The sequence below is a fragment of the Pontibacillus yanchengensis Y32 genome, assembly GCF_000770635.1.
GTDB classification, from domain to species: domain Bacteria; phylum Bacillota; class Bacilli; order Bacillales; family BH030062; genus Pontibacillus; species Pontibacillus yanchengensis.
Genome location: NZ_AVBF01000002.1, coordinates 14,055 through 39,243 on the forward strand (window position 1 = coordinate 14,055; position 25,189 = coordinate 39,243).

Below are 25,189 nucleotides of genomic sequence, written 5' to 3' on the forward strand. Positions count from 1 at the left end.
GCAAGCTTCTTATTTACGCTCCCTCCTCACCTTCCAAAGAGAGTTTGATGAGTTTATCGTCTTCTGGCTGAGGATTTCCCCTTCCATCTGTATTATTCGTAATAAAATACATATTTCCATTCGCAAATAAAATATCTCTCACACGTCCTACACCGCTAAGAAAAACGGAAGACTCCTTACTGTCTAAATTGAATTCTCTAATTTGCTCTCCTCGTAAACCTGCAGCATATAACTTACCGTCTCGATACGCTAATGCTGATGGAGCCCATGTCTCATCACCAGAATGAAACAGAGGCGTCTCCATTCCTTCTTTCTGCTCATCCCCTTGTATAACAGGCCAGCCATAATTGTTACCAGGCTCGATGACATTAATCTCATCATGGGCGGTAGAGCCATGTTCTGCTGCATACATGGTTCCATCTTCGCTCCAAGTCATACCCTGTGGGTTACGATGTCCGTATGAGTAGACATACGAGTTTTCAAATGGATTATCACTAGGTATCGTGCCATCTAAGTTCATCCGCAGTATCTTACCTGACAAGCTATTAAGATCCTGAGAACTGCTTTCCTTTGCAGCATCACCTGTGGATACATATAATTTATCATCAGGTCCCATTTCTAAACGCCCACCGTTGTGGATTCTCTCTCCTGGTATTTTGTCTAACAATACCTGTTGCTCTACCCACGTTTCATCCTGAAGCTTTACTTTTATTACCCGATTTAATCGCTTACCGCCATCTACATATGTATGATATAAGTAAGCTTCTTTTGAATCCTCAAAATCAGGAGCAACGATGAAACCTAGTAAACCTCCCTCTCCAACTTCAACTACATCTTGTTGCAACTGAAGCTGCATAGGTGTCTTTTCCCCTTCTCTATCCACTCTTACAATATCTCCACCTCGCTCACTAATGAAAAAATCCTCTCCTACCTTCACAATATCCCAAGGTACTTTTAAATTAGTCGCAAGCACTTCCTGTTCTGTTGTTTGGTTTACTGTTGGATCTGACTCTGATTCCTGCTCTGAGGGAGAAGAGCTACATCCAACCAACATCGCAACTAAGAAAACCCCTATCATTTTTTTCATATGATCACCCTTTTAGAACCGTTTTCTTATTGTTTTCCCGATATCTATAAAAAATAGACCCCTTTTCCAGAGGTCTATTGGCTTTTCATTATTCGAATGTGCCTGTCACTACCGGCTCCCCATTTCTCACCATTTCCTTGCCTAATGCAAATACACCATCAACTTCTAAATCTCGATTTAACATGACGAGGTCAGCATCTAGGCCAGTTTCTATACGACCCTTATGGTGAAGCTTCAATATTGAAGCAGGGTTTGAGGTTATCACCTTTACGGCTGTTTCTAAGCTAATTTGATACTCTGTAACTGCTTCTTTAACAGCATTGTAAAGACTACTCACCTTTCCAATTTTCATACCGATATAGTCTCCATTTTGATCAAAATCTGGTAAGCTAGCTTGGCCATCTGAAGTAAATGTAATCTGTTCAACAGGGACATCGGCTTCGAGCATTTTTTTCAAGGCACTACCACATTTTAATTCGCCTTCTTCCAAAAACTTTGGAATGGTGCTCGTGGTAAAATCCACATATCCACCTTTTTTCGCATAGCGAATTCCTGCATCAAATAATTCAGGTGTTCGGTTCATATGGGTAGGATAAAATTGTCTAATCGGTATATCCGTACTTTCTGCAACTTCCTCTAGTAAATCCACCTGATCCTTACTGTCCCCAACGTGAATATTCACAATCCCAGCCTTTCCAGAAAGTATTCCTCCATTACGAGCTTCAGATGCTATACGAGCAAATTCCTCCACAGTAGGCTGCGAAGATCGATGATCCGATATAGCAATCTCCCCTGCACCTATTATCTCCTCTACATATAGCAAATCTCCCTCAATACTTCCTGTTAACGTTTTAACAGGCACCTGGTAAGAGCCTGTATGAACATAACAGCTTATTCCCTCTTCCCGTAATCCTTTTGCTTTAGCAATGAGGTTGCCCATTGTTCTTGTTGTTCCATCAGTACCGAGCACTCCCACAAGGGTAGTAACCCCACCTATGGTTGCATCGGTTAGGTTAAGTTCAGGTGTTCGGCTTTTATAACCACCTTCTCCACCCCCACCAGTAATATGGACATGGGCATCAATAAAACCAGGTGTGATTATTTTATTTGAAGCATCAATGACCTCAACATCCCCAATCCATTCTGGTATAGGGATCTCATCTGCTATTGTGCTAATTTTACTCCCTGCAATAAGGATATCTTTTTTCCCTAAATATTGCGGAGCATATATATCTCCATTTTTTAGTATCGTAATCATGTGTGTCACACCTTTCATGTTGTATGTCCTAGCGTATTTTAATATTTTTCTAGTCTTCATTATGCAAAATTTATCAAGGAGGCAACGATGACGAATAAGGATCCACAAATAAATAGTACGACGAAGAACTTCACTACAAATTTAAACCATGTTCCCCAGTCTAACCTAGCCGCTCCAAGTGTACCCATAAGAGCTGCCGATGTTGGAACAATAATGTTCGCAAACCCATCGCCAAGCTGGAATGCTAATACAGCGACCTGTCTCGTTACACCAGCTAAATCGGCTAGAGGAGCCATAAGTGGCATCGTCAACGCAGCCTGTCCTGATCCTGAAACAACAAAGAAGTTAAATACCGTTTGGAAAATATACATAAACCATGCAGATATGGATGGTGCTACGCCACTAAATAACTCTCCTGCACTATGAAGGATCGTATTCAAAATAGAAGGTTCTGCAGGATTATCTCCCCCTAATATAATCACAATACCTTGAGCCATACCTACAACAAGCGCTGCTGGTAATAAATCTTTCGCCCCTTGTGCGAATGCATCTGCTATATCATTGACTCCCATTTTATTCAATTTGAATAGGACACCAATTAGACCCGCTACAATACCCATCGTGAAAAATTGGCTAGCAATCTCCGGAATGTAATAAGCATGGACCACTACACCCCAGATAATCCATACAATCCCTGCAAGAACAGTCAATAATACCAATGAGTGACCAAGGGTGAAATTGACATTTAGATCTCTTGATTCAAAATCTTCTCGAAAATATTCGTCCGATTGATAGGACAAGGAGCGCTCAGGGTTTTTCCGAATTTTTGAAGCGTATTGCCATGTAAATATAATCCCTACAATGGTAAAGAAAAGCCACATTACAATCCGAAACATAGAACCCGAAAATACTGGCACACCAGCTACACCCTGAGCTATCGCCACTCCAAATGGATTCATCCAAGAAGTTGCAAATCCAATTTGTGTAGCAACATACGTAATCATGACCCCTGTTATGGCATCATACCCTAGAGCAACCACGATAGGTACAAGTATCATGGCAAAAGCAATTGCCTCTTCCCCCATACCAAATACTGCACCACCTAAGGAGAATAAAAAGAACAAGACAGGTATGATTAAAGATTCTTTACCTTTGGTTCGATCAATAACCTTCAATATCCCCTCTTCTATTGCACGTGTACGTATGATAATTCCAAATGCACCACCAACAATGAGAATGAAGGCAATAACACCTACTGCAGAGCCCCATTTGCTTCCTGATACCAATCCTTCAAACACATAATTTAATAATCCGGCACCACCACCAGGTTCAAATAGGGTCGTTCCCTCTTTCAATGCCTCTCCATCGTTATCCTTTACAATTTGAAAGCTATCTGGAATTAATACTGTCTCGGTTTCTTCTGTCCCACCCTTTTGATAGGTTACTTCTTTCGTGTCAAATTTTCCGGCAGGCACTAAGTACGTTAATGCAGCAGCAAGTAAGACTACAAAGAAGATAATGACGTATGTGTGAGGCACTTTGACCTCTTTATTTTTCTGTTGTTGCTCTTCAGTCATTTGGATTCCTCCCTCATTATTTATGTTTGTATATGCAAAAATCGTGCCAAGTTTAAAATTCTGAATTTTCCCACCAAATCGCTAGTTTTCACTATATCTTTTGGTGAATTGGTTGTTATAATATACCCAATTAGAACCAATTAAAGGGTGATTATATTGGATAATAAAAGAGATCTTATTCTCCTAGCAGGTACAGAAGAGACTAGACTAACCCTCCACCAACAACTCAAAGATATTCTAGGAAAGTACATATCCATTACAAGCTACGCCTCAGAGACTTCACTCCCCAACATGCTGACGAACAAACTGATAGTCTATTCCTCTCATTTAATAGATGAGGAGGTTCGTCATGTGGTTGATGATAGCTGCGAAGTAATTGTTAGTAGAAGAACAACAAATTATCAGTACATTGAACAACTTTTTCAATTAAAAGAAGGGTCAAAGGTTTTATATGTAAACGACTTCCCAGAAACATCTGAAGAGGCAATCCACACTTTACTCAAAACTGGGATTGATCATATTGAGTATATTCCTTACCACCCCGGCACGGCTGTCACACAAGAACATTTAGGGATCAAGACAGCCATTACTCCTGGTGAAGTTCATCTAGTTCCAGATCATATTGATACCATCATAAACATTGGTGTTAGACTAATTGATATTACTACTATCATGGACATCTTAGAGCATTTTCACCTAAAAGAGCAGCTAGGAGGAGATATCTCTGACCGATATACAAGAAAGATTATTGAGCTAAGTCAGAATATCTCAGATATGCATAAACAAACGGTTCAATTAAATGAACACCTAAAACAAGTCGTTGACGGAGTGAATGATGGAATTGTTGCAATGGATACGAACGGAAACATTTCCGTTTTTAATCAGATGATGGAGCAATACACTGGTGTTTTTGCTACACATGCAATGAATAAGAACATCAAGCAAATTTTGAAGAATGACCAATTACATTCCTTTCTTTTTAAGGAGAATGATAGAAGTCGTTTCTTAACCATTAATCATTATAATCTAATGGTTTACCGGTTCCACCTTGAACAAGAGGGCACTACCATCTTGATATTCAAAAATGCTGATGAAACCATCTCGATTGAAAAAGCAGCTAGACATGACCTTGTACAAAAAGGTTATATAGCCAAATATACCTTTGATCACATAATAGGTAACAGTAAAATGATAGACAATACGAAGAAGATAGCTACGAAACTAGCAAAGACTGAACTACCTGTTCTCATTCAAGGGGAAAGTGGAACAGGAAAAGAGCTATATGCCAATTCCATTCACAACGTATCCTCTAGAAACTATCAACCATTCTTGGCAATAAATTTTAGTGCATTACCTGAGGAATTAATCGAAAGTGAGTTATTTGGGTATGAAGAAGGGGCATTTACAGGAGCACAGAAAGGCGGAAAAAAAGGACTTTTTGAGCAAGCAGATGGAGGCACGATCTTTCTGGATGAAATTGGTGATGTAAGTCTAAAGCTACAAGCAAGATTGCTACGCGTTATTCAGGAAATGGAAATCCGCCGTATAGGTGGAAATAAGAATATTCCTATCAATGTTCGTATACTTGCCGCTACGAATAAAGACCTTATGTCCTTAATAAGGGAAGGACAATTCAGAGAAGATTTATACCATAGACTCAAGGTATTATGTCTCCAGTTACCACCATTAAGAGAACGAGTGGCTGACATTCCTTTACTAATTGAACACTTTATGAAGGAACAAACCAACGAGCCTGTAACAATCACACAGGAAGTCATGGACTCCCTAATGAAAACGAATTGGTATGGGAATGTACGCGAGTTAAAAAACACCATCTCCTATATGCTTGCCGTGAGGGAAAAAGAACAAATAACACTAGAGGACCTACCAAATGCAGCACCACTCAACGAATATATATACCAACAACCTTCCCCTACCGTAGTTGAGGAGGACTGGGTTAACGTCAAAAGAAACGACACACTTCTACAATCCATTTATGAAATAAACAAGCGCGGGGAACGAGCCAGTAGACAGAAATTGATAAATGAATCCATGTCACAAGGATTAACCATGACCGAACAACAAATTAGAACACAACTCCATAAACTGCAGCATAAAGGGTATATTTCAATTGGAAGAGGCCGAACTGGGACAAATTTAACAGCTCAGGGAGTAAACTATTTAGAAAGCAATGATTGACCCTGTCTGTCTATTTTTGATGTTATTTAATTTTCCTGAGACAGTAAATCAAATAAAAGCACCCCAAAAATCGGGGTGCTTACTTAATTTACCTCATATACTTAGGTAATGTCACGGTAGCTGTAGTACCTTTTCCTACCTCACTATCATAATGCAGACTTCCGCCTAAGCTTTCCACAAATTTCGTAGTAACCATGATACCTAAACCGGTTCCTTTTTCTTTTGTAGTAAAAAAAGGTTCGCCAATTCGTTCAAGCTGTTCTTTTTCGATCCCTTTACCACTATCCTGAACTTTGAAGACAAGGCTTTGTTCATCCTTATCATAGTATGCTGAAACTAGTAGTTCTCCTCCATCTTCCATAGCTTCTAACGAATTCTTAACTAAATTAATAAATACCTGATTTAATCGCTTGGGATCAGAATTTATATTTGGAATATCCGAGTCAATTACTTTTTCCACCTGAACATTCTGCTGTTTGATTTGATGACGAAATAGAGAGACAGCATACTGAACAATCTCTACTACATTCGTGTCCACTAATGCTTTCTCTGATTCAGGCTTCGCTAATAACATAAACTCATTCACAATCGTTTCAATACGAGCTAATTCAGAAAAGATAATGCCACTATATTGATTCTCACCCTTTTCATTAGAAAGCATCAATTGTAAAAATCCTTTTATGGAAGTGAGTGGATTTCGAATCTCATGAGCTATCCCGGCGGCGACTCTTACCACCGTTTCATACTGCTCAGACTTTGCCTCGAGTACTTCTTTATCCTTATGTTCGGTTATGTCTTCATGGACACCTACAACAATGGTTTTACCCATCCGGTGCAGTGGATAACCTTTGGTTCGAATCCATTTCAGCTCCCCTAACGGAACTTTAAAACGAAATTCAACCGCAACCTTATCCATGCGCATCCGTTTGTAACTTTCAATCACCTTTTTCTGATCATCTTCATGAATATATTGTAACCAGATAGAAGGATTTTTCATTAAATCCGTTATGGAGATACCAAATATCTTCTCAAAACTAGGGCTAATGTAGTCGTAATCTTGAAAAGAAGATGACCCTATCCAGAATGCTTCGTTCACATTTTCAGCAAGCAAGGAAAAGCGTTCCTCTGTTTCGCGGAGAGCTTCTACATATGATTTTGATTGGGTAATGTCTTGAACAAATAACGTTAATTCATTATCAGATGGATAGGCTGTTACTTCAATAATTTTACCTACATCATATAAATAATCCTGAAACTGGACTACTTGCTTTGTCTCAAACGCTTTTGTGAATTGTATAAAATAATTATGATACAAATCAATTGGATAAACATCCCAGTAATTTTTCTTATATATATCTTTCAAACTCTTCCCAATAATATCTTCTAATGTTGGGTTGAGATAGATTATTTCCCATTCTTGACTAATAACAGCAAATCCGTGCGGTATTTTCTCCACGATATCTTTGACTCTTCTGTATAAGCTGTCAGATCTAGAACTTGTTGGGGAAGGATACAAATTCTCTCTCGTGGTATTTTGTTGTGGCGTGCTCATTTGATTATCAATAAGCGACAACCACGTCATTAGATGATCTACATTATTAGAGACATAAGGTTCAGTTAATGTTGGTTTTGGGATAGTAAGTATATCTTCCGTTTGCAGAGTTTTCGCTATAATGGCCGTTAATTCATCAGATAATGCAACAATTTTTAACTGAATCCACTGAGGTTCTTCTTTATCCTTCGTAAAAAGACGTACTCTCACGTCATTTGCCGGCAATTTTTGCTTGTCATTCAGAATAATGCGCAAAATCGATCGATCCTTTATATGGAAAGAAGATAACCACGATTCTGCATACATATCCTGTTGCGGTTCGTTAATTAACTGTTGAAATTTAGGATGACAAGCTATGCTATTGTGTTCTTTTTCGTGTATACACACCCAATGTCCCATCGATTCTACTAATTGGAAACATTCCTCCATTGAAAGATGTGTGCCCTTTCCAGTAACATGAACCACAATATAACCTCTCTTCTCTTAAGTTAACCTTTTCCGAACATTCCCAAATACCGTTTCTATTATCTTATACTAAATCAGTTAATATTTGTATATGTTCGGGAATATAATACAATATTCAACTAAATTCGACATAATGATATAGAATCTTTGGTTGACTTATGTACAGAATATCACAAATAAGGGGTGATATATAATAATGAGTATTCAGAAAAGTCAATATTTTCTTGAAATATTACATGTTTATGGTTTCTTTAGATAGAAAAAAATCCTGCTTCCCAGCAGGATTTAATGAAATGACCTCCAAAAAGCTCCATCTTGATCAATGATATCGATTATCTCGGAAAATGGAATCTCAAATGTTACAAACCCAGCAGCATAAGGAGCTATGTCATAAGGAGGAAAATAAACGAATAAGCTCTCTTTATTTACATAACAAGGTTGATCTGGTTTAATCCCTTGATACGCATCTGGGAATGTATAAAAATTATTCTCATCTTCTGCTATTTGGTCAGCGACAATCTGACTAAGGACTTCAACATAAGAGCTCCCTGGCTTAAATAAATCCTTAAGTTCAAAAAACTCTCCATCGACTAGATTGATATTCGTATAGATTTTGGTCGGCATAGGATGGGCAGCTCCAAAATAATATTGGGACCCATTTAATTCAAGAACGAGTAATTCTTTTTGAAAGAATTCAATTTCAAAATTACCGTAGTAGCTATATTCTAATTGCTGATCAGATGGGATAGGTTTCACTTGAGAATAATCCTTCAATTTATCATTCACTTCTCGCTGCGCCACCACATCTTCCATCCCACGAACAATAGGATAGTAGACAAGGTAATCAGGATTTGGTTTGTATTTCATTTGTAGCACTCGATACTGATTGTTTAATCGAATCGTTTTTCTAGGACGCCAGACGATTTCTCCAGCATCATTCACGTAATATAACTGATAGTCAATCATTGCTTTAATGAGCGGACCTTCTATAGATAAGGTTCCTTGCCCTGGTAGTATCGGCATATTTTGAGCGATTTTACCTTTACGGTTCAGAAAGAAGGTTTGTTCCTGATCATGCGCTGAAGCGAGCCCCTTTTTGTAAGGGAGTACATTTTCATATCGAAAATCACTAAGAAACTCGCCATTGGTCGTAGCTATTGCGTAAAGGGAACCTAGATAAGGTTGGTCCGCCTTCACCGCTTTCCCAACAGCAATACGATTCTCTCCTAACTGTTCGATATCATTGTACTCTGTATCTAAAATCTTTTTGCCACTTTTATTAATTAATCCATAATAGTAAAGGTAATCATCAATGCGGTTAATAACCGCCCTCCCATCCCGAAACGCTTGAGCTCCATCATACTGTGGTTCTAGAATGACTTTTCCCTTTTCATTGATGTAACCATATTTCCCATCAGTCTCGCGCTGAAAAACAAGTAAACCATCCCCACGTTGCCCAACGTAAGGGTATGGATACGTATATAAGAGCTTCCCTTCTTTATTGAGCAAGGCATATTGATTTTCATGTATTTTCACGAGTGCCTTCCGCTCCTTGAAATCCTCTGCCAGTAAGTATTGTGCGGGAATTACTTCCTCTCCTTTTTTATTCAAATAGCCGTATAATGTCCCCTCTTCCTTTTGTTGACTAAATACAGCTACATCATCTTGATAAGAACCTATGAAACTATAATACTTATTTGTAAGCACATTACCTTTTTCATCTATAACACCGTAACCATTTTGGTCTGACACAACAGCCCTTCCATCCTGATACGGAGCAATATATTGATATTCTGGTTTTACGATAAACTGACCTTTTGTATCAATCACTCCGTAGTTCCCATTCTCATCTTCCACAATAGCCAATCCATTCTTTTGAAAATCATTCGCTCTTCCAAATTGGGGCTGGATTCGAAAATCCCCTCGCGCATCAATGTACCCCCACCGTTCCCCCTCTTTACTATTAATAGGTGCTGGAAATAATTTAGGATGCATCGCCACTCCCTCATTTCTATAGACACTTTATCTGTATTATATGAGGCACTGCTTGGCCGTTTGCTCTTTTCAGCGTATTCGCATTAGTAGGACAAGTACTGTAAACATATATATAAGAAAGATTACGAGAGGAGTGTTGATATGGCGAAGATTCAAGTCAAAGACAACGGGTCTTTATTTATCTCTGGTGATTTCGAAATCGTGGATGCAGAGGGGAATACCTTTCAAACGAAAAAAGTGTGTTCTCTATGTCGTTGTGGCTTCTCTGCAAACAAACCATTTTGTGATGGGTCTCATAAAGGTAAATTCCAAGATGCTTGTAGAGCACAACCTTCTTCCTGATTATTACATCACAAGCTATCATCCTTTATAATAAGAGGTACACCGTAGGAAAAGGGGCCCTTATTTATGCGAAAAATTTGGCTGATGATAGCTGGTTTGATGCTAACGATTTTCATTTCAGGATGCGGAACTAGTGGTTCAACGCTTCATTTCACTGCCGCAGAAAATGTTGATAATGAGGAAGCGAAAGAAGCTGTTTCTTCTATACTATCTCTTTTGGAAATGGAAGGGTCGGTTAGTAGTTCAGAAGGGGAGGTTACTGCGACATTGAACGAGGATATCTCTTCTTCTCAAAAAGAAACCTTACAAAAAAAGCTGGAAGAAGGAATTGACCTTTCCTTTCGTGATTTTAACGATAAGAAAATGCTCGGAGAAAAAGATCTAGTTGCCGGTACGGCAGAAGTTAGCACACGAAAGGACTTGGACACAGCTTCCATTGCTGTCCAAATGAAGGACAAAGAGCACTTCCACGAGATTACGAAAGACATTGCTAATCGAGAGAACGGGAAAAAACAACTGGTCATATGGATCAACTATGAAGATAATCAAAGCTTTAAAGAAGAGAAGGATAAAGAAAACCCAGCATATGTATCAGCTCCGCGGGTATCCACTCCACTTAACACGGAGTCCGTACAAATTGCCGGTAGTTTTTCGGAAGAAGAAGCTAAGGAACTTGTTCAAAAAATCAACATCGCAACATGGCTTCACTTTGTGGAGTTAGAATCCATTGACACAAAATAAGAACGTTATGGAATAGAAAATCCTAGTGCCCATACATGGCACTAGGATTCTTTTTGCTATTATGTCTATGATACTTCTACTGTTTTAAATAAATCACCAATTTGTGTAGCTACTTGATTCACATGTGCTTCGATTTCTGGAGGGATCGTCTCTTGACCCTTCCATTGCACTTCTCGCCCATTAAGCATTAAAGGACGACTAGACACAAACATCCACATCACTTTTTTCCCTTTCACAAAAGCTGTCCAAAGCCATTCTTCTCGATCGGACTCACTAATTCCGACGATTTTATGGCTCGCCCTTCGATTTGGACTTTTCTCAATCCGTTTCAACTGATGGATCATCCGCATCGCTCCCACTTTTCCTATTTAGGAGCAGTATGGACGATACGAAGTGATTTTAACCCTATTACGATTGAGAGGAAGAAGAATAATATATCTCTTCAAACGGTTGTACAATGACGAATCCCTCTCCAGAAAATTTCATTTGGATGGACTCCCCACTTCCTCGACCAAAAAATGTTTTCAAGGTTACATCCGTTAGAAACTCAGGCTGTAGATGGCCTGACCACGCAACGGTTGCATTAGGGTCGGTAATAACAGGCTGATCTGGAGTTACTAATAATGTAAGTGGCTCATAATGAGACGTAATCGCCACCATCCCTCTACCTTCAAGAGATACATTAAACAGTCCGCCTGACATCATGCCAGCAACTTTTTTCATTAAATGAATATCCCAATCAATGCCTGGCTCAAATGCCAATAAATCGTTACCGTTTACCGTGATTGCTTCATTATTTAAATCTAAAATGGTAATCTTCTTTCCTTGATCAGCCAAGTACAGTTTCCCTTGACCCTTTGCCTTCATGAGAGCACTACCTTCTCCCGAAAAAGCTTTTTTAAACATCTTGCCTAAACCATGCTCTAAAATGCCTTCACGCTCAAATTTAATGGACCCTGTGTAAGAAATCATCGAGCCCATCTTTGCCCACACTTCATCCGTCAAATTTACCTCAAGCATACGTTGCGTCTCAAGCTCAAAGAAACTATTTTCATTTTCATCTTGTTTTGTTTGTTTTATAAACTCTTCAATTGAATAATTGCTCATCTTAAACTCCCTTTCCCCATACAAAAATTTCTTCTATATATCATTATTTCTCTAGTAATAGAAAAAGTCCTGTCTATTTAGGAATAGACAGGACTTTTTCTATCGGCAATCTATGATTTTTTACTGTGAACTAAATCCGATATGATCTTGGATGGTTCCATCTTTTCGGTGAATAATGACTTGCGTTCCTTTGTTGGACGCAATCTCCTTGGCACGGTCTACAGCCTCATCCTTACTTGAGAAGGTTGCAGCTGGCTTCTTAGCATCCGCTGCTTGAACTGCCCAACCATCCTCATGAGCGACCACATGCTCGCCTTTATCTAATAATTCCGGACGGTTATCGTATTGGCGGTCTTCAGGGTCACGCTGCTTTAATTTCTGGTCGGTTTTTTGCTTCATTTCAAGGATTTCATCTTCACTAGCATCCTCGTACCATTCTTTGGCCTGCTCGGTAGCAATCGGAATAGCACTTCCTTCATCGTACCCTTCATCTAACATAGCATTCGCTATCTCGATGGCCTTTTTTCGGACAGGGGTTTCTAGATTCTTTAATGAGCTTGGATAATCATCAGTATCCCAAGGCATCACAAACACCTCCGCAACAGTATATTCTCTTATACTATACGTTACCCTTCCATTCCTATCCAAAAACACTTATTGGGATGAGGGACCTGTCCCCTCATCCCAGTGAGACGAGGGACCTGTCCCTTCGTCCCAGTATGCGCTATATAGCTTGCCTAATTGTTGGTTTAGTTCTTCTATAGGGATAATTCGGGCCTTTCGGAACATTTCTCTTCCTTCCACTGATACAATTAAAACAGGAACAGTGAAAATTTCATATTCTCCTGCAATCTCTGGAATTTCATCAGCATCTACATATAACGTGGTTACTTTCTGATAATCTTCTAATAATTCTTCTATTTGCGGAAGTAACGAATGGCAAACAGAACAGTTTGGTCTAGAGATATATAGGATGGAGATATCTTCTTGTTGTACGAAGGATCGCACTTCTTCAATTGATTGTGCACGTTTCATTTCTATCAACACCTTTTGTTATTCTACATGCATTATATCAGGTTATCTTACTGGAATCGCTGATTTTGCTTACCCCCATACGTATAGAGCAAAAGCGCAATCGCCTTGGTAACCCCCGACAGGCTTAAGGCAAGCCTCGAAGTGGAGTTTTTTGCCACAGCGAGGATTGCCTTAAGACCCCGAGGGGGTAGGCGCTGGAGCTGGACGTGACCACATCACTTTTTTCGTTATACACAAGCATTGAATTTTATAATTTCGCTATGCAATAAAGGAGGGTTATCTATATGGTTTATACTATCCTACAAGTAACGGTACTACTTGTTGTTATGTTCAGCTTCGTATCTATTATGTATTTCTCAATAAAAAACGGTATAACCCCAACACCAACAAGCGCTCGTATCAAAAAAGAAATACTCTCCCTAACTAAGTCCTACCAACCAATGACCATCGCTGATTTCGGAGCAGGGTTTGGTACCATGGCATTTGCTTATGCCAAGGCATTTCCAAATGCGAGAGTAGATGCATATGAAACGTCATGGATTCCATTTTTTCTACTGAAGGTGCGCCAACGGATGAACGGTTATGCAAATCTTCATATTTGGAAAAAAGACTTCTACCTCGTCGATTCCTCTCGGTATGATGTAGTCTTTTGTTATTTATACGGTGGCGCTATGACGAAGCTTAGTCGTCAGGTATCTTCCACCAGACTGATCACCCATACGTTTGCTTTACCAAGTCATCAACCCGAGGAGCATATTTCAATGGGGATGACCCCGATTTATGTATATAAGATAGGAAACTAAGCTAGAAATAGTTGGCGATGGAGCTTTTAAAAAGATTAAGGAGATAGTTAAATTATTTTAAAGTATATCCCTTTCCTATCAACTGTTATAATCATAATTCTCCACCATGCTCTATCTTACTTGGATCCGTTATCTCTCATACCGATGGGCGGAGGGAAATGGTGAGACTCCTGCGGAAGAAGGGACAATGCGAGACCCCACAGAGAGGTTGCAAACCGAACGAGGAGGCTCGCATGTTCCTCCGCGGAAAGCGAACCATTTCACCGCAGCCCCACCCCTCAACGTAACGGATCCAGCCCCCACCAGTTATTGCTGCGTTTTTGGAATAACATAAAACTATTTCTTTATTTCAACAACAGAATTTAACAAAGCCCAAGAAAAAAATCGTGTGATGAGTAGTTCATCACACGATTCCACATGAAACGGATCCGTTTTTCTGCAAGTACTTTTGATGGTATTCTTCAGCATCATAAAAAGGTGCAGATGCTGTAATTTCAGTTACAATTGGGCGTTTGAATAACCCTTTATTGGACCACTCTTGGATTTTTTGTTCGGCAATTTCTTTTTGCTCCTCATCTCCATAGAAGATAATGGAACGATATTGCGAGCCGACATCTTCACCTTGACGATTGATAGATGTTGGGTCATGGCATTCGAAAAATACATCCACAAGTTGTTGGTAGGAGATAATATTTGGATCGAATTCAATTTTGGTTGTTTCAGCATGACCTGTCGTCCCTGTTTTGACTAACTCATAGGATGGATTCTCGACATGGCCACCTGAATAGCCTACTCGAGTCGTTACTACTCCATTAAGTCGTTCAAAAAATGCCTCTACTCCCCAAAAACATCCTGCCGCAAACAATGCTGTTGCCATAATCATCTCTTCCTTTCTCTTAACGAAAACTTCTATCGTAGAGATCGACGAGCCTTTTATTTACGTAAAAGACCCCTTTCTCATCCAAAGAAAGGGGTCGTAAGTATATAACCGTACGATCCTCTCATCTCCCAAGGTCTTCACCTTGCAGGAATTGGCACCGTTCCAATTAATAATAAATTGATTGAATGGTTGCCGGGCATCAAAGGGCCAGTCCCTCCGCCTCTCTGGATAAGAAGTTAGCGCTATTTAAAATATTTGTTAACACTCATCATACATACATTTGGTAGCGAAGTAAAGTAATAAACTGCAATTTTTCTTATGAAGTATTGTATGAAGGTATATGTAAAAACATGATAGTTGTTTTGCTCAATTTTTAAAAATAACCTGCCATCCCATACAGGTGGTTAAGTTCCCGCAGTCGTAACGATTTAAGGGATGGCATTACGTATAAGAATACCACAGGCTTATGAAAATGACAATTTATATATTTTGGAAGCGCACCTACGGTCTGTTCAGAGTATGTTACAGTGGTGATAAACCTGACAGAAGGAGTTTTATGAAGATGAACTACAGTTACGTTTCTCACCTTTATTGTCCAAAATGCTCCCAGACGTATGATAGTGATCAAGTACACAACTTATGCCAATGCGGTTCTCCTCTTCTCGTTTCTTATGACTTACATACCTTAAAAAAAGATTGGAAACGGGATGATGTATCAACGAGGGAAGCTAGCTTATGGAGGTACCACGAGCTTTTACCTGTGAAGGATAGATCATCCGTAATAACATTAGGAGAAGGCATGACACCTTTACTGACTATGCATAAAAGTGGTATTGATATGGGCATTCCCCAATTAATGATGAAAGATGAAGGCATTGTCCCAACAGGTAGCTTTAAAGCTCGCGGAGCAGCTGTTGGTGTTTCAAAGGCAAAAGAACTCGGAATTACAGAATTAGGGATGCCTACGAATGGTAATGCCGGCGCAGCGTGGTCCCTATATGCTGCTAGAGCAGGGATCTCATCTACCATCGTCATGCCAGTAGACGCACCTAAAATCACCCGGAATGAGTGTGCCATATCTGGAGCCCATTTATTTTTAGTAAATGGCCTCATTAGCGATGCAGGCAAAATGGTTGGACAAGCCGTTCAAGAACGAGGCATGTATGACGTCTCTACTTTAAAAGAACCTTATCGCATTGAAGGCAAGAAAACAATGGGGCTAGAGTTAGCTGAGCAGCTCCAGTGGCAAGTCCCAGACGTGATTCTATATCCTACTGGCGGCGGTGTAGGACTAATTGGGATATACAAAGCATTGCGTGAGTTGCAGGAATTAGGCTGGATTGACTCCGAAAAGATGCCTCGCTTAGTGGCAGTACAGTCAGAAGGGTGCGCCCCTATTTATGAAGCATGGAAAAATGGCCAAACAAGTTCCGTATTTTGGCCTAACTCAGAGACCATTGCCTTTGGAATCAATGTCCCGAAAGCACTTGGAGATTTTCTCGTATTAGATGCGTTATATGAAACGGATGGTTGCTCGGTGACAGTAAGCGACGATACTCTACTAGAAGAACAACAGCGTATCGCAGAGATGGAAGGTGCTTTTGTATGCCCAGAAGGCGCCGCTGCATTTGCTGCCGCCCGCCAACTACGAAAGCAAGATTGGATTCAAGAGGACGATCAAGTGGTGGTGTTGAACACAGGTGCAGGCATCAAATATCCAGACACCGTAGATGTTCATGTCCCTACACTGGAACCTGGAGAAACTCTTCCTACTGTGTAGAAGGGTTTTCCTTTTCTTACATAGAGGCTAACCTCTATAATGGAATGAGAACAGCGCATGGCGCGCTGGAGCTGGACGTGGCTTCTATATCTTTTCAAGTTATACACGAGCCAATATCTTACCATTTCCTATCATACAAAAAGGAGTGTTGTTTCATGTTCAAACCAATCGCAACAGATCAAGCACCAGCAGCTATTGGACCTTATTCCCAAGCTGTCGACCTAGGAAATCTACTATTCGTATCAGGGCAAATCCCATTAGATCCAGAAACACAAGCCTTCGTTTCTGATGACGTGAAAGAACAAACAGAACAAGTGATGAAAAACGTCGGCGCAATCCTGAAAGAAGCAGGCTTGGATTACAAACACATCGCCAAAGCAAACATCTATCTCGATAACATGGATGACTTCGCTGTCGTAAACGAGGTGTACGCAAGCTTCCTAAGCGAACCATACCCAGCCCGCGCAGCTATTGAGGTAGGAAAACTACCAAAGGGTGCGAAGGTTGAAGTAGAAGCAATTGCTGTGAAGGAATAGATTTTAGTGATGAAAGCAAAACAAGTGAGCTGTGGTAGCTCACTTGTTTTTTTTGTGCGTATTGGTGGGGGTGGTGCGGGTGTCCGTATCTTTTCTGGCTTTATCCGCTGTTTTTGCTTCGATATCCGTCACTTTAGTGGCTTTATCCGCTGTTTCAGCTTCGATATCCGTCACTTTCCCGGCATTATCCGCTACTTTTGCTTCGATATCCGTCACTTCCATGGCTTTATCCGCTACTTTCGCTTCGGTATCCGTCACTTCCATGGCTTTATCCGCTACTTTCTCTTCGTTATCCGCCACTTCCATGGCTTTATCCGCTACTTTCGCTTCGGTATCCTTCACTCACCAGACCTTATCCGCTACTTTCACGCAGGTACTCATCACCTATCTAGTCACAAGTAATTCTTCTCCTTTCAAAAGCACGAATCCCCATAGCTACACCATTCTCCAAACTCTAATCCTCATCCTTCACATCCATGTCCTCCGGTAGTGGTTCATTCAAAATCTGCTGGACGTATTCGCGGTATTTTTCCATTTGTTCGAAATGGGTGTTAAATTGTTCTTTGTTGATTAAATATTGCTCGCCGTCATGCAAGGAACGGATGCGGTTGTGTTGGATTAGTTTTTCTATATAGGTTTCTGGGAGTTCTAGATATTCTGCTGTTTCTTGAATGGTTAAGTACATAACCTGCCCCCTCTTCTATCTTGCGTTTTTGTCCATGTGTGGAAATGGAAGATCTGTATCTACTTCTCCAGTAATACGCTCTATCGTCACATCATCTCCAGCTAACCACTTATCAAAATCAAAAACAACAGGCTCCTGATCTCCACCTAATGCAAACCATGCCTTTTTCTCCTTAGGAAGATATGCTGATGTGTGGATGGTGCCTGCCCAATTTTTGTATTGCTTTGAGAACACGCCTTTATCGGTATCATTTAATAATCGGAATGCCTCATAGGAAGAGGACAACTGATCTTTTTGTTCATTCATCGTATCTAAACGGCGATAGGAATCGGCTAAATAATTTCTATTTTCATCTTTCATTTGTTCAAAGTGATTCGTGCATGCATTGGATTGACGTACCTCGACTCCTCGCGGCGACGTCTCGACCACATAGGTTTGGCCACTCGCATCAAACACGATGTAGCTAAAGGAATGGCGATGTGGGATTTCTTGCAGCATCTCTACCGCTTCCTCAACAGTTGCACAGCTCTCTAAAATCAACCTTCCAATCATACAGCAAATAAACCCTTCGCCTGGTTTTTTTCGATGCATAAAGTTATAACCAAGGGCTAACCCTTTTTCATTCATGCCATCCATACGACCAGTAATACGCTGAGAAGGTCCGATGATGGCGTAGCCTTGATCACTTGGCTGGAAAAATACGAACCGACCTTCATACGTTTTTGGCTGATAGTCATAGTTACGCACCATGTAGTCGTCACCGGTTAAGATCGAACAACCTGACTTCACATAATCAAGACGATATCCGCCAAATTCCATTAACACCCGCTCCATCGGCCATTCCATTGCATCTTTGATTCCGACTAGCTCATCCCAAACACCTGGAGCAAAGCGAAGAATCGCATCTTTCACTTCCTGCTCTTCTACGGAAAATCTAGGTTTACGTAGCTTCCACTGTTTCTCTCTATTTTCTACCGTTAACGAATCCTTTAGTAGCTCCCCTTGCATATATCCAAAATCGTAATGCGTCCCTCGAAATTGCAAAACATCGCTATATATTTGCTTCATATGTATCCCTCATTTTTATGCAGCTTTTTTATGGTGCCAGACCCCCACCACTTCTCAGCGATAACGCATCACCGCATTGGGGGTCTGGCACCATATAATCTTTATCTGATTTATCGTAACTGATTTGACAGGGGGTTCGCAAAGCTTTCACTTTTCAAACAGATAGTTTCAGATAAAGATTTCGTAGAATGTTCACTAGTTTTGACATATACTGTCGAAACCCACAACAAAAGCTTACAGTTTTTATGAAGTTCTGTTACGTTTAAAGATGAGATGCTATTCGGAGTTACATCCGCATTTGCTTCATAACGTTTTACTGTTTTACACCCCATAACAATTTATAAAAAGGAGAGGGAGTAAATGGAATTAGATCAGCTAGAACGTAATACCTCAGTGGAAGAAGCTAAAACGAAAGACAAAACAAAGCCATACTTAACTGCGTTAATTGGATGGAGTTTAGAGGCGATTGAAGCTGCTTCCCGCATGAATCGACCTTTCGTCGTTGTTGGTCCTCCTGATTTTGAAAGCTATGCCAAGAAGCATGATTTACAATTTGTTGGGTGGGATTTCAGTAAACTCAATGAAAGCTCTGATAATCTATATAAACAATTAGAAGCGTTAGGTGTAGAACTAGCGGTTCCGTTATATGAAGAATGTGTGGAATGGGCAGGTGCGCTAAATGCTCGCTTCCGTCAAGACCCACGCATATTTAACCGCTCCTGGTTACTGCGTGATAAAGGTATGATGAAGCGTAAAGCACAAATTGCAGGCATCAAGGTTGGCGTTTTTGAAGAAGCCAGAACAAAAGATGATGTAAAACGATTTCTAGAACGTGTGAATCAAGCCTTACTTAAATTAGATGGGGACCATTTTGACCCAATCCATGTTAAACCTCTTGATAAAGCAGGATCAGTAGGTCACCTGGCAATTGATACAGTAGATGATATTGATCAATTAGAAGATGTAGATTTTCCATTGTTAATGGAAAGCCATCTAGATGGTCAGGAGTTTTCCTGTGAAGCTTTTGTCCATAAAGGTAAAGTGCAATTCTTAAACATAACAGAATATATTCGCTTAGGGTATTCCAATTTTGTACCAGCTTCTCCTTCCTTACAAGAAAAACGACCATTAATTGAAAAAGCGGTTCAACAATTGGTAGATGCTTTTGAAATCGAATATGGAGTGATTCACCCTGAGTACTTCATCATGCCAGACGGTACGCTTCACTTCGGTGAGGTAGCAGCTCGTGTACCAGGTGGACACATTTTTGATTTGATAGAGCGAGCATATGGCTTTAGTGCCTATGAAGCGCAAATTTTATGTAGTGACCCGAATACAACACAGGAAGAGATAAACGAATTCTTCCCAAGTGCCGATGATTTCAAAGGGTATGCTGGTTGTTTGATGGTTCACCCTGAGATTGATTATGTAGAGGATCTTAACATTCCTGAAGAACTAGAGCAGCACCCATACTTTGAAAAGCATGATATGTTCACACCGCCTCAAGGCAAAGTGGCGGAACGTGTTGGTTTTGGAAATCATTACGGAACGATTTTTATGTTTGGAAAAGATAGTGATGAGATGACTGACCTATTGAAGCTCTATGAACAGTACAATTTCTACCGTTAAGTAGCACAGGCTCTTTGGAAAGGAGAGGTGATATGGCTCAGCCTACTATTATTGTTGTTGAACGATTCGAAAAAGCGTTAGAAACGTTAGATCAAGCACCACCATTTGCCAAAGCTAGATACCAAACAGATGTGTATCAAGAGGCAAATCGTTTAATTGAAATGGAAGAGGGCTTTGAACATTTATTCCAGTATGCTCACCGATTTGAAAGTGCTGGTGTATTTCAGGATGGACCGTGGGAGGATGCAGAAAAATTGCAAGCTCCACTCGTGGCAGGATCTTTAAAAGCCAAAGGGCTACCTATGATTATTGAGGTCCTAAGCGAGCTACGTATGCTTGCAATCGCTAAGGAAATCTATCAAAATCCGAACGTACCCGCTCAGATGGCAGAAGATTTCTTAAATGAAGTCATGGCCCTTAACCTAAATCTATTGTTTCCTAATTCGTCTGAAAGCGATCGTATCGAAAAACACGAAAATGACGAAAAAGCGAGTGAGCTGTTCCAGTTTCTAGCAAGCTACTTATCTACAAATGAACTAACAAAAACGCTTATATATGAGATTGAGCGTCTAACAGCGCAACGTCCTATTATGATTAAACGTGTCGTATCAATGATTAAAATGGCAAAAGGCATGTTAGATACAGATTTAGATGAAGAGCATAAAAACGAGTTAAGAGGATTCATTGCAGCTATAGAAGGTCCTTCTCCATTAAGCGAGCAATACACAGATGTAAATGCATACCGCTTACGCTTAAAAGACCTTTCTCGTGGAGAACTGATTTCTGAAAGTGTGGCTTTGGCTAAATCCATGCGCGAAACTGGATTAGTAGCTCCTCATCATGCTACATTGGTTCGCTTTTTAACAAAGCGCATGCCTGGCATTCTACCTTACGCCTTACAACTAAACAGTAAGGGGATTGCGAATTTAGAAGAAAATAACGAACTGGTCATGCAGCTTATTAAGGCTGCCATTTTCCCAGCAACGCGTCAGTCTATCTACGGATTAGCCTTGATGCTTGAGCGTGGAGTTCTTTCCTCTTCACCTGTCGCTCCAGGTCTTCGTAGATTAATTGAGCTCGATATTCGTGCAGACGTGCGCAGTGCGCTCTATCAATCTTCTCAAAATGGAGAAGGACTAACGGCGAATAGCATTCTTGTAGCTGGTACGATAAGCGTTCTAGGCCAACCACTTGGTGTGGGTCAAGGGTTCAATCCTACATGCCAGGCAGCCAGAGGAATTAGTCTATGGGCTCAACATGCTCCTGGATTTTTACTAGAAATCATTCCTAGAGCTGCTCGTGACGGAGACATTGACTTCACCTTTGAAGGAGCATCAATTCATTCTAAAAACCTTAGTGGAGGACTTGCTCCTGACTTGCATACGGAGCTTGATCCTGTATCGCTTGTGTTAGTACCACACCTTGACCGGATCTATAGTGAGATGATGGCAAGAGTGGCTTTACGCGGAGAAGATGGGCACCGTTGGGTCAATCCTGCCTTCTATGGCAACTGGGTTCAAAAAGGATTCAGCACTGTCATCGATCCTATAACAGGATACATTCACGATTACCCTGGATTCGTCCGTCTTTTTTACGCAACCCATCATCCTGAATACAACGATGATTATGAAATGATTTATCCAAATCCTGTTGGCATCTTCATTACGAATGTTCATGGAAAGCTACTAGGTTTCCATGCAGTATCTATTATTCGTATTGATACAGACCCAAGCGGAGAATATCGTATTTACTTTTATAATCCTAACAACGATGGTTCCCAAAACTGGGGACAAAACATTGAGCCAAGTGTGACTGGAAACGGTGAGCAAGAAGGCGAAAGCTCCCTCCTGTTCCACGAATTCACTTCCAGAATCTATGCATTTCACTACAACCCATACGAACAAGGCGAAGCATACGCAGTTGATGCTCAACTTGTCCAAAAAACCCAGAACCTCGCAAAAGAGAGCTGGGGCAAGGATTATACTTGGATTTAGAAGCAAAAGCGCAAGCGCCCGGTTAGCTCCATACGCATAAGCAAGATTTTCGTAAGAGGCGTTTAGCCTCTGGAGAAAAGATTGCTTATGACGCTAGGAGCTAGGAGCCGCAGCTGGACTACGACAAAAGCTCGGGGCGCCCGGTTAGAAAGATAACTCTTCATTCCAAAAAAGCCAGGACCTATCAATCAGGTCCTGGCTTTTCATCTATTTCCTTTAAGGTCTGCTCGCTTTTAGCTTAAACCGGTACTCATCACTCTTAAAATAGCTCTCCGTATATTCGAAAATCGTACCGTCATCCAGTACACTATACGACTGTATTTTTAATAAAGGCATTGATTCATCCACCGTTAACGCCTCAGCAATTTCCTGTTCAGGTAAAATGGGGATAACTTCTTGATAACTTTCTTTAATTTTCATCCCTACTTCCCTTTCGATATAGTCATATTTCGAACCTTGCATGGTGCTATAAGATAAATTGGGAAACATACTTACTGGAACATAGGTGATTTCTAGTACGTATGGAATATCTTCGACGATTCTCAGTCTTCTTATATAGAACACTTTTTCCTCTTCACCAATATGAAGCATACTTCGAACATGTTCAGTAGGAGTCATTAATTGAAAATCGAGAACCTTATTAACTGGTTCCTTATTCAACTTTTTCATTTCCTCGGTAAACCCTACAAGTTCAAATATATTGTGCTCTACTTTATGTTCCTTTACATACGTACCACTTCCTTGGATTCGTTCCAGCAGCCCTTGTTCTACTAACGTTTTGATGGCCTGACGGATGGTAACACGCGATGCTGTATATTGCTCAGACAAATGCGCCTCTGTCGGAATCGACTCCCCTTCTTTCCAATTTCCTTCTTTAATTTCATTCTTAATTTGGGTCGCAATCTTTCTATATAAGGGATCTGCCATATGTAGTCCTCCTGTTAGTTCTATAAGCCTATTATAACGAATTCCAAACAAAAACTCGACTTTATATGTTGACGCTTTCATATAAAGGTATTATATTTGTATTAAATAAATGAAGATACAAATATAATACCTATTTGAAATTTTGGGAGGTTCACACAATGAAAAGACAAAACCTAGTAGTGGTTGGTGCAGGTAGCACGTACACCATTGGCATGATCATGAGCTTAATTGCAGAAAAAGAACAGTTCCCGCTTAAATCCATCACTTTTTATGACACCGATGCAGACCGACAAGAACAGGTAGCAAAAGCCTCCGAAATCATTCTTAAAGAGCGCTACCCAGAACTAGAGAGTTTTCACTATACGACCGATAAACAAGAAGCTTTCTCAAACGCAGATTTCGTGTTCATTCAAATTCGCACAGGCGGTCTTGCTATGAGAGAAAAGGATGAACAAATTCCTCTCCGCTACGATGCGGTTGGCCAAGAAACGTGCGGTCCTGGTGGAATGGCTTACGGCCTACGCTCCATCGGCGACATGATTCAGCTCGTTAACGATGTTCGCTCCTTTTCACCTGATGCGTGGATCTTAAACTATACAAATCCAGCTGCGATTGTAGCAGAAGCGTTACGCCGTGAATTCCCAGAAGACAACAAACTCCTCAACATTTGCGATATGCCTGCTGCCATCATGGTTAGCTATGCAAGCATTCTAGGAAAGGAAGTCTTTGATCTCGTACCAGAATACTTCGGATTAAATCACTTTGGCTGGTTCACTAAAATTTATGATAAACAAGGAGTGGATCATACAAACACATTAAAACGAGCTATTACAGAAGATGGCTTCATTCCTGAAGACGCAGAAATTGCGAATGACCCGAACTGGATCAAAACCTTTAAGCAAGTTGAACAGATGGTGACGGACTTCCCTGAATACCTACCTAATACGTACTTACAGTATTACTTATATCCATCTCAAATGGTAGAAAAAGAAGACCCAGCCAACACTCGAGCTCGCCAAGTAATCAATGGTAGAGAAAAAAGAGTACACACATTAGCCGATCAAATCATCAAAGACGGATCGACCGAAAATGTAGAATTAGAAGTCGATATCCATGGTCGATATATGGTTCGAGTAGCAGCTTCGATGGCTTATAACAACGGAGATATCTTTATCGTAATGGTGGAGAACAACGGAACGATTGCCAACCTTCAGGACGATGTCATGGTAGAAGTGCCAGCCATGATCACGAACCGCGGACCTAAGCCTTTCTCTGTTGGTAATATTTCTACTTTTTATAAAGGGTTAATCGAAAACCAACTTGCTTATGAAAAGCTCGTCGTAGATGCATACGAACAAAATAGCTATGAGAAAGCCCTACAAGCACTAACGTTAAACCGTACTGTCGTGGATGTTCCAAAAGCACGGAAAATACTCGATGACCTTATCGATGCGAATAAAGACTATTGGCCAACTCTCCATGCAAACAAGCAGCATGCAGTAACTTCATAGACTAGCTCAGAACCGGAA

The 25,189-nt window shown here is 40.5% G+C and carries 23 protein-coding genes and 1 riboswitch; of the genes, 9 read left to right on the forward strand and 14 right to left on the reverse strand.

Features of this window, described 5'->3' with window-relative positions; all coding sequences use genetic code 11:
* Positions 1-13: 13 nt before the first annotated feature.
* From N782_RS01095 to yfcC, 3 genes are all read right to left on the reverse strand, one after another.
* Positions 14-1,087 carry a PQQ-dependent sugar dehydrogenase gene (locus tag N782_RS01095; RefSeq protein ID WP_036815421.1) on the reverse strand — a complete coding sequence of 358 codons (1,074 nt, stop codon included), beginning with the start codon at positions 1,085-1,087 and terminating at the stop codon, positions 14-16.
* Positions 1,088-1,175: 88 nt separating this feature from the next.
* On the reverse strand, positions 1,176-2,345 hold the full coding sequence (gene iadA, locus N782_RS01100; RefSeq protein ID WP_036815422.1) for a beta-aspartyl-peptidase: 1,170 nt from the start codon (positions 2,343-2,345) through the stop codon (positions 1,176-1,178).
* Between the two features lie 59 nt (positions 2,346-2,404).
* Positions 2,405-3,922, reverse strand: coding sequence for a putative basic amino acid antiporter YfcC (gene yfcC / locus N782_RS01105; protein WP_052111086.1), 1,518 nt, complete (start codon positions 3,920-3,922; stop codon positions 2,405-2,407).
* Between the two features lie 156 nt (positions 3,923-4,078).
* On the opposite strand from yfcC, the gene N782_RS01110 reads away from it, so the two are divergent.
* Positions 4,079-6,121 carry a sigma-54 interaction domain-containing protein gene (locus N782_RS01110; RefSeq protein ID WP_052111087.1) on the forward strand — a complete coding sequence of 681 codons (2,043 nt, stop codon included), beginning with the start codon at positions 4,079-4,081 and terminating at the stop codon, positions 6,119-6,121.
* A gap of 88 nt (positions 6,122-6,209) precedes the next feature.
* On the opposite strand, the gene N782_RS01115 is transcribed toward N782_RS01110, so the two are convergent.
* Positions 6,210-8,138 (reverse strand): PAS domain-containing sensor histidine kinase, encoded by a 1,929-nt coding sequence (locus tag N782_RS01115; protein WP_052111088.1) that lies wholly within the window; start codon positions 8,136-8,138, stop codon positions 6,210-6,212.
* Between the two features lie 285 nt (positions 8,139-8,423).
* Complete coding sequence (locus N782_RS01120) at positions 8,424-10,133, reverse strand: WG repeat-containing protein (protein WP_036815423.1); 1,710 nt, start codon at positions 10,131-10,133, stop codon at positions 8,424-8,426.
* Positions 10,134-10,274: 141 nt separating this feature from the next.
* Between N782_RS01120 and N782_RS01125 the strand changes: the two genes are divergently transcribed.
* Positions 10,275-10,475, forward strand: a complete 201-nt coding sequence (locus tag N782_RS01125; RefSeq protein WP_036815425.1) for a CDGSH iron-sulfur domain-containing protein — start codon at positions 10,275-10,277, stop codon at positions 10,473-10,475.
* 66 nt (positions 10,476-10,541) lie between these two features.
* Complete coding sequence (locus N782_RS01130; protein WP_036815426.1) at positions 10,542-11,216, forward strand: SecDF P1 head subdomain-containing protein; 675 nt, start codon at positions 10,542-10,544, stop codon at positions 11,214-11,216.
* Between the two features lie 65 nt (positions 11,217-11,281).
* On the opposite strand, the gene N782_RS01135 is transcribed toward N782_RS01130, so the two are convergent.
* From N782_RS01135 to N782_RS01150, 4 genes are all read right to left on the reverse strand, one after another.
* Positions 11,282-11,560: a hypothetical protein gene (locus N782_RS01135; RefSeq protein ID WP_036815428.1), complete on the reverse strand. Its 279-nt coding sequence runs from the start codon at positions 11,558-11,560 to the stop codon at positions 11,282-11,284.
* Between the two features lie 64 nt (positions 11,561-11,624).
* A complete protein-coding gene (locus N782_RS01140) occupies positions 11,625-12,323 on the reverse strand; it encodes an AIM24 family protein (protein WP_036815429.1) in 699 nt (232 codons plus the stop codon).
* A 120-nt stretch (positions 12,324-12,443) separates the two neighbouring features.
* The gene (locus tag N782_RS01145) at positions 12,444-12,908 is read right to left on the reverse strand and encodes a DUF2188 domain-containing protein (RefSeq protein ID WP_036815431.1); all 465 of its coding nucleotides are present in this window, start codon (positions 12,906-12,908) and stop codon (positions 12,444-12,446) included.
* 69 nt (positions 12,909-12,977) lie between these two features.
* Entirely contained in the window at positions 12,978-13,358 is a 381-nt protein-coding gene (locus tag N782_RS01150; protein WP_052111089.1) for a thioredoxin family protein, read from the reverse strand.
* A gap of 284 nt (positions 13,359-13,642) precedes the next feature.
* Between N782_RS01150 and N782_RS01155 the strand changes: the two genes are divergently transcribed.
* Positions 13,643-14,161, forward strand: a complete 519-nt coding sequence (locus N782_RS01155; RefSeq protein ID WP_036815433.1) for a class I SAM-dependent methyltransferase — start codon at positions 13,643-13,645, stop codon at positions 14,159-14,161.
* Positions 14,162-14,564: 403 nt separating this feature from the next.
* Here N782_RS01155 and msrA read toward each other — a convergent pair whose 3' ends face one another.
* Positions 14,565-15,038 carry a peptide-methionine (S)-S-oxide reductase MsrA gene (msrA, locus tag N782_RS01160; protein WP_036815434.1) on the reverse strand — a complete coding sequence of 158 codons (474 nt, stop codon included), beginning with the start codon at positions 15,036-15,038 and terminating at the stop codon, positions 14,565-14,567.
* Positions 15,039-15,159: 121 nt separating this feature from the next.
* A riboswitch (SAM riboswitch) is annotated at positions 15,160-15,276 on the reverse strand.
* Positions 15,277-15,603: 327 nt separating this feature from the next.
* Here msrA and N782_RS01165 point away from each other — a divergent pair.
* Positions 15,604-16,821 (forward strand): threonine synthase, encoded by a 1,218-nt coding sequence (locus N782_RS01165; RefSeq protein ID WP_036815436.1) that lies wholly within the window; start codon positions 15,604-15,606, stop codon positions 16,819-16,821.
* A gap of 155 nt (positions 16,822-16,976) precedes the next feature.
* Entirely contained in the window at positions 16,977-17,357 is a 381-nt protein-coding gene (locus tag N782_RS01170; RefSeq protein ID WP_036815437.1) for a RidA family protein, read from the forward strand.
* 39 nt (positions 17,358-17,396) lie between these two features.
* Here the strand turns inward: N782_RS01170 and N782_RS01175 are convergent, their stop codons facing one another.
* The 3 genes from N782_RS01175 to N782_RS01185 form a co-directional block, all read right to left on the reverse strand.
* On the reverse strand, positions 17,397-17,699 hold the full coding sequence (locus N782_RS01175; protein ID WP_036815439.1) for a hypothetical protein: 303 nt from the start codon (positions 17,697-17,699) through the stop codon (positions 17,397-17,399).
* Positions 17,700-17,811: 112 nt separating this feature from the next.
* Complete coding sequence (locus N782_RS01180) at positions 17,812-18,042, reverse strand: excisionase family DNA-binding protein (RefSeq protein ID WP_036815440.1); 231 nt, start codon at positions 18,040-18,042, stop codon at positions 17,812-17,814.
* A gap of 15 nt (positions 18,043-18,057) precedes the next feature.
* Positions 18,058-19,110, reverse strand: coding sequence for a C45 family autoproteolytic acyltransferase/hydrolase (locus tag N782_RS01185; RefSeq protein ID WP_036815441.1), 1,053 nt, complete (start codon positions 19,108-19,110; stop codon positions 18,058-18,060).
* A 360-nt stretch (positions 19,111-19,470) separates the two neighbouring features.
* Between N782_RS01185 and N782_RS01190 the strand changes: the two genes are divergently transcribed.
* Complete coding sequence (locus N782_RS01190) at positions 19,471-20,739, forward strand: ATP-grasp domain-containing protein (protein WP_052111090.1); 1,269 nt, start codon at positions 19,471-19,473, stop codon at positions 20,737-20,739.
* A gap of 32 nt (positions 20,740-20,771) precedes the next feature.
* Complete coding sequence (locus tag N782_RS01195) at positions 20,772-22,733, forward strand: hypothetical protein (protein ID WP_036815442.1); 1,962 nt, start codon at positions 20,772-20,774, stop codon at positions 22,731-22,733.
* Between the two features lie 216 nt (positions 22,734-22,949).
* On the opposite strand, the gene N782_RS01200 is transcribed toward N782_RS01195, so the two are convergent.
* On the reverse strand, positions 22,950-23,660 hold the full coding sequence (locus tag N782_RS01200) for a GntR family transcriptional regulator (protein ID WP_036815443.1): 711 nt from the start codon (positions 23,658-23,660) through the stop codon (positions 22,950-22,952).
* Positions 23,661-23,818: 158 nt separating this feature from the next.
* Here N782_RS01200 and N782_RS01205 point away from each other — a divergent pair, with 158 nt between their 5' ends.
* Positions 23,819-25,171: a 6-phospho-alpha-glucosidase gene (locus tag N782_RS01205; protein ID WP_036815444.1), complete on the forward strand. Its 1,353-nt coding sequence runs from the start codon at positions 23,819-23,821 to the stop codon at positions 25,169-25,171.
* Positions 25,172-25,189 lie beyond the last annotated feature (18 nt).

What these genes read in the sequence shown, in the direction of transcription:
- N782_RS01095 (WP_036815421.1), bottom strand. Translation starts at nt 1,087, where the DNA reads ATGAAAAAAATGATAGGGGTTTTCTTAGTTGCGATGTTGGTTGGATGT.
- iadA (WP_036815422.1), bottom strand. Translation starts at nt 2,345, where the DNA reads ATGATTACGATACTAAAAAATGGAGATATATATGCTCCGCAATATTTA.
- yfcC (WP_052111086.1), bottom strand. Translation starts at nt 3,922, where the DNA reads ATGACTGAAGAGCAACAACAGAAAAATAAAGAGGTCAAAGTGCCTCAC.
- N782_RS01120 (WP_036815423.1), bottom strand. Translation starts at nt 10,133, where the DNA reads ATGCATCCTAAATTATTTCCAGCACCTATTAATAGTAAAGAGGGGGAA.
- N782_RS01125 (WP_036815425.1), top strand. Translation starts at nt 10,275, where the DNA reads ATGGCGAAGATTCAAGTCAAAGACAACGGGTCTTTATTTATCTCTGGT.
- N782_RS01130 (WP_036815426.1), top strand. Translation starts at nt 10,542, where the DNA reads ATGCGAAAAATTTGGCTGATGATAGCTGGTTTGATGCTAACGATTTTC.
- N782_RS01135 (WP_036815428.1), bottom strand. Translation starts at nt 11,560, where the DNA reads ATGATCCATCAGTTGAAACGGATTGAGAAAAGTCCAAATCGAAGGGCG.
- N782_RS01140 (WP_036815429.1), bottom strand. Translation starts at nt 12,323, where the DNA reads ATGAGCAATTATTCAATTGAAGAGTTTATAAAACAAACAAAACAAGAT.
- N782_RS01145 (WP_036815431.1), bottom strand. Translation starts at nt 12,908, where the DNA reads ATGCCTTGGGATACTGATGATTATCCAAGCTCATTAAAGAATCTAGAA.
- N782_RS01150 (WP_052111089.1), bottom strand. Translation starts at nt 13,358, where the DNA reads ATGAAACGTGCACAATCAATTGAAGAAGTGCGATCCTTCGTACAACAA.
- N782_RS01155 (WP_036815433.1), top strand. Translation starts at nt 13,643, where the DNA reads ATGGTTTATACTATCCTACAAGTAACGGTACTACTTGTTGTTATGTTC.
- msrA (WP_036815434.1), bottom strand. Translation starts at nt 15,038, where the DNA reads ATGGCAACAGCATTGTTTGCGGCAGGATGTTTTTGGGGAGTAGAGGCA.
- N782_RS01165 (WP_036815436.1), top strand. Translation starts at nt 15,604, where the DNA reads ATGAACTACAGTTACGTTTCTCACCTTTATTGTCCAAAATGCTCCCAG.
- N782_RS01170 (WP_036815437.1), top strand. Translation starts at nt 16,977, where the DNA reads ATGTTCAAACCAATCGCAACAGATCAAGCACCAGCAGCTATTGGACCT.
- N782_RS01180 (WP_036815440.1), bottom strand. Translation starts at nt 18,042, where the DNA reads ATGTACTTAACCATTCAAGAAACAGCAGAATATCTAGAACTCCCAGAA.
- N782_RS01185 (WP_036815441.1), bottom strand. Translation starts at nt 19,110, where the DNA reads ATGAAGCAAATATATAGCGATGTTTTGCAATTTCGAGGGACGCATTAC.
- N782_RS01190 (WP_052111090.1), top strand. Translation starts at nt 19,471, where the DNA reads ATGGAATTAGATCAGCTAGAACGTAATACCTCAGTGGAAGAAGCTAAA.
- N782_RS01195 (WP_036815442.1), top strand. Translation starts at nt 20,772, where the DNA reads ATGGCTCAGCCTACTATTATTGTTGTTGAACGATTCGAAAAAGCGTTA.
- N782_RS01200 (WP_036815443.1), bottom strand. Translation starts at nt 23,660, where the DNA reads ATGGCAGATCCCTTATATAGAAAGATTGCGACCCAAATTAAGAATGAA.
- N782_RS01205 (WP_036815444.1), top strand. Translation starts at nt 23,819, where the DNA reads ATGAAAAGACAAAACCTAGTAGTGGTTGGTGCAGGTAGCACGTACACC.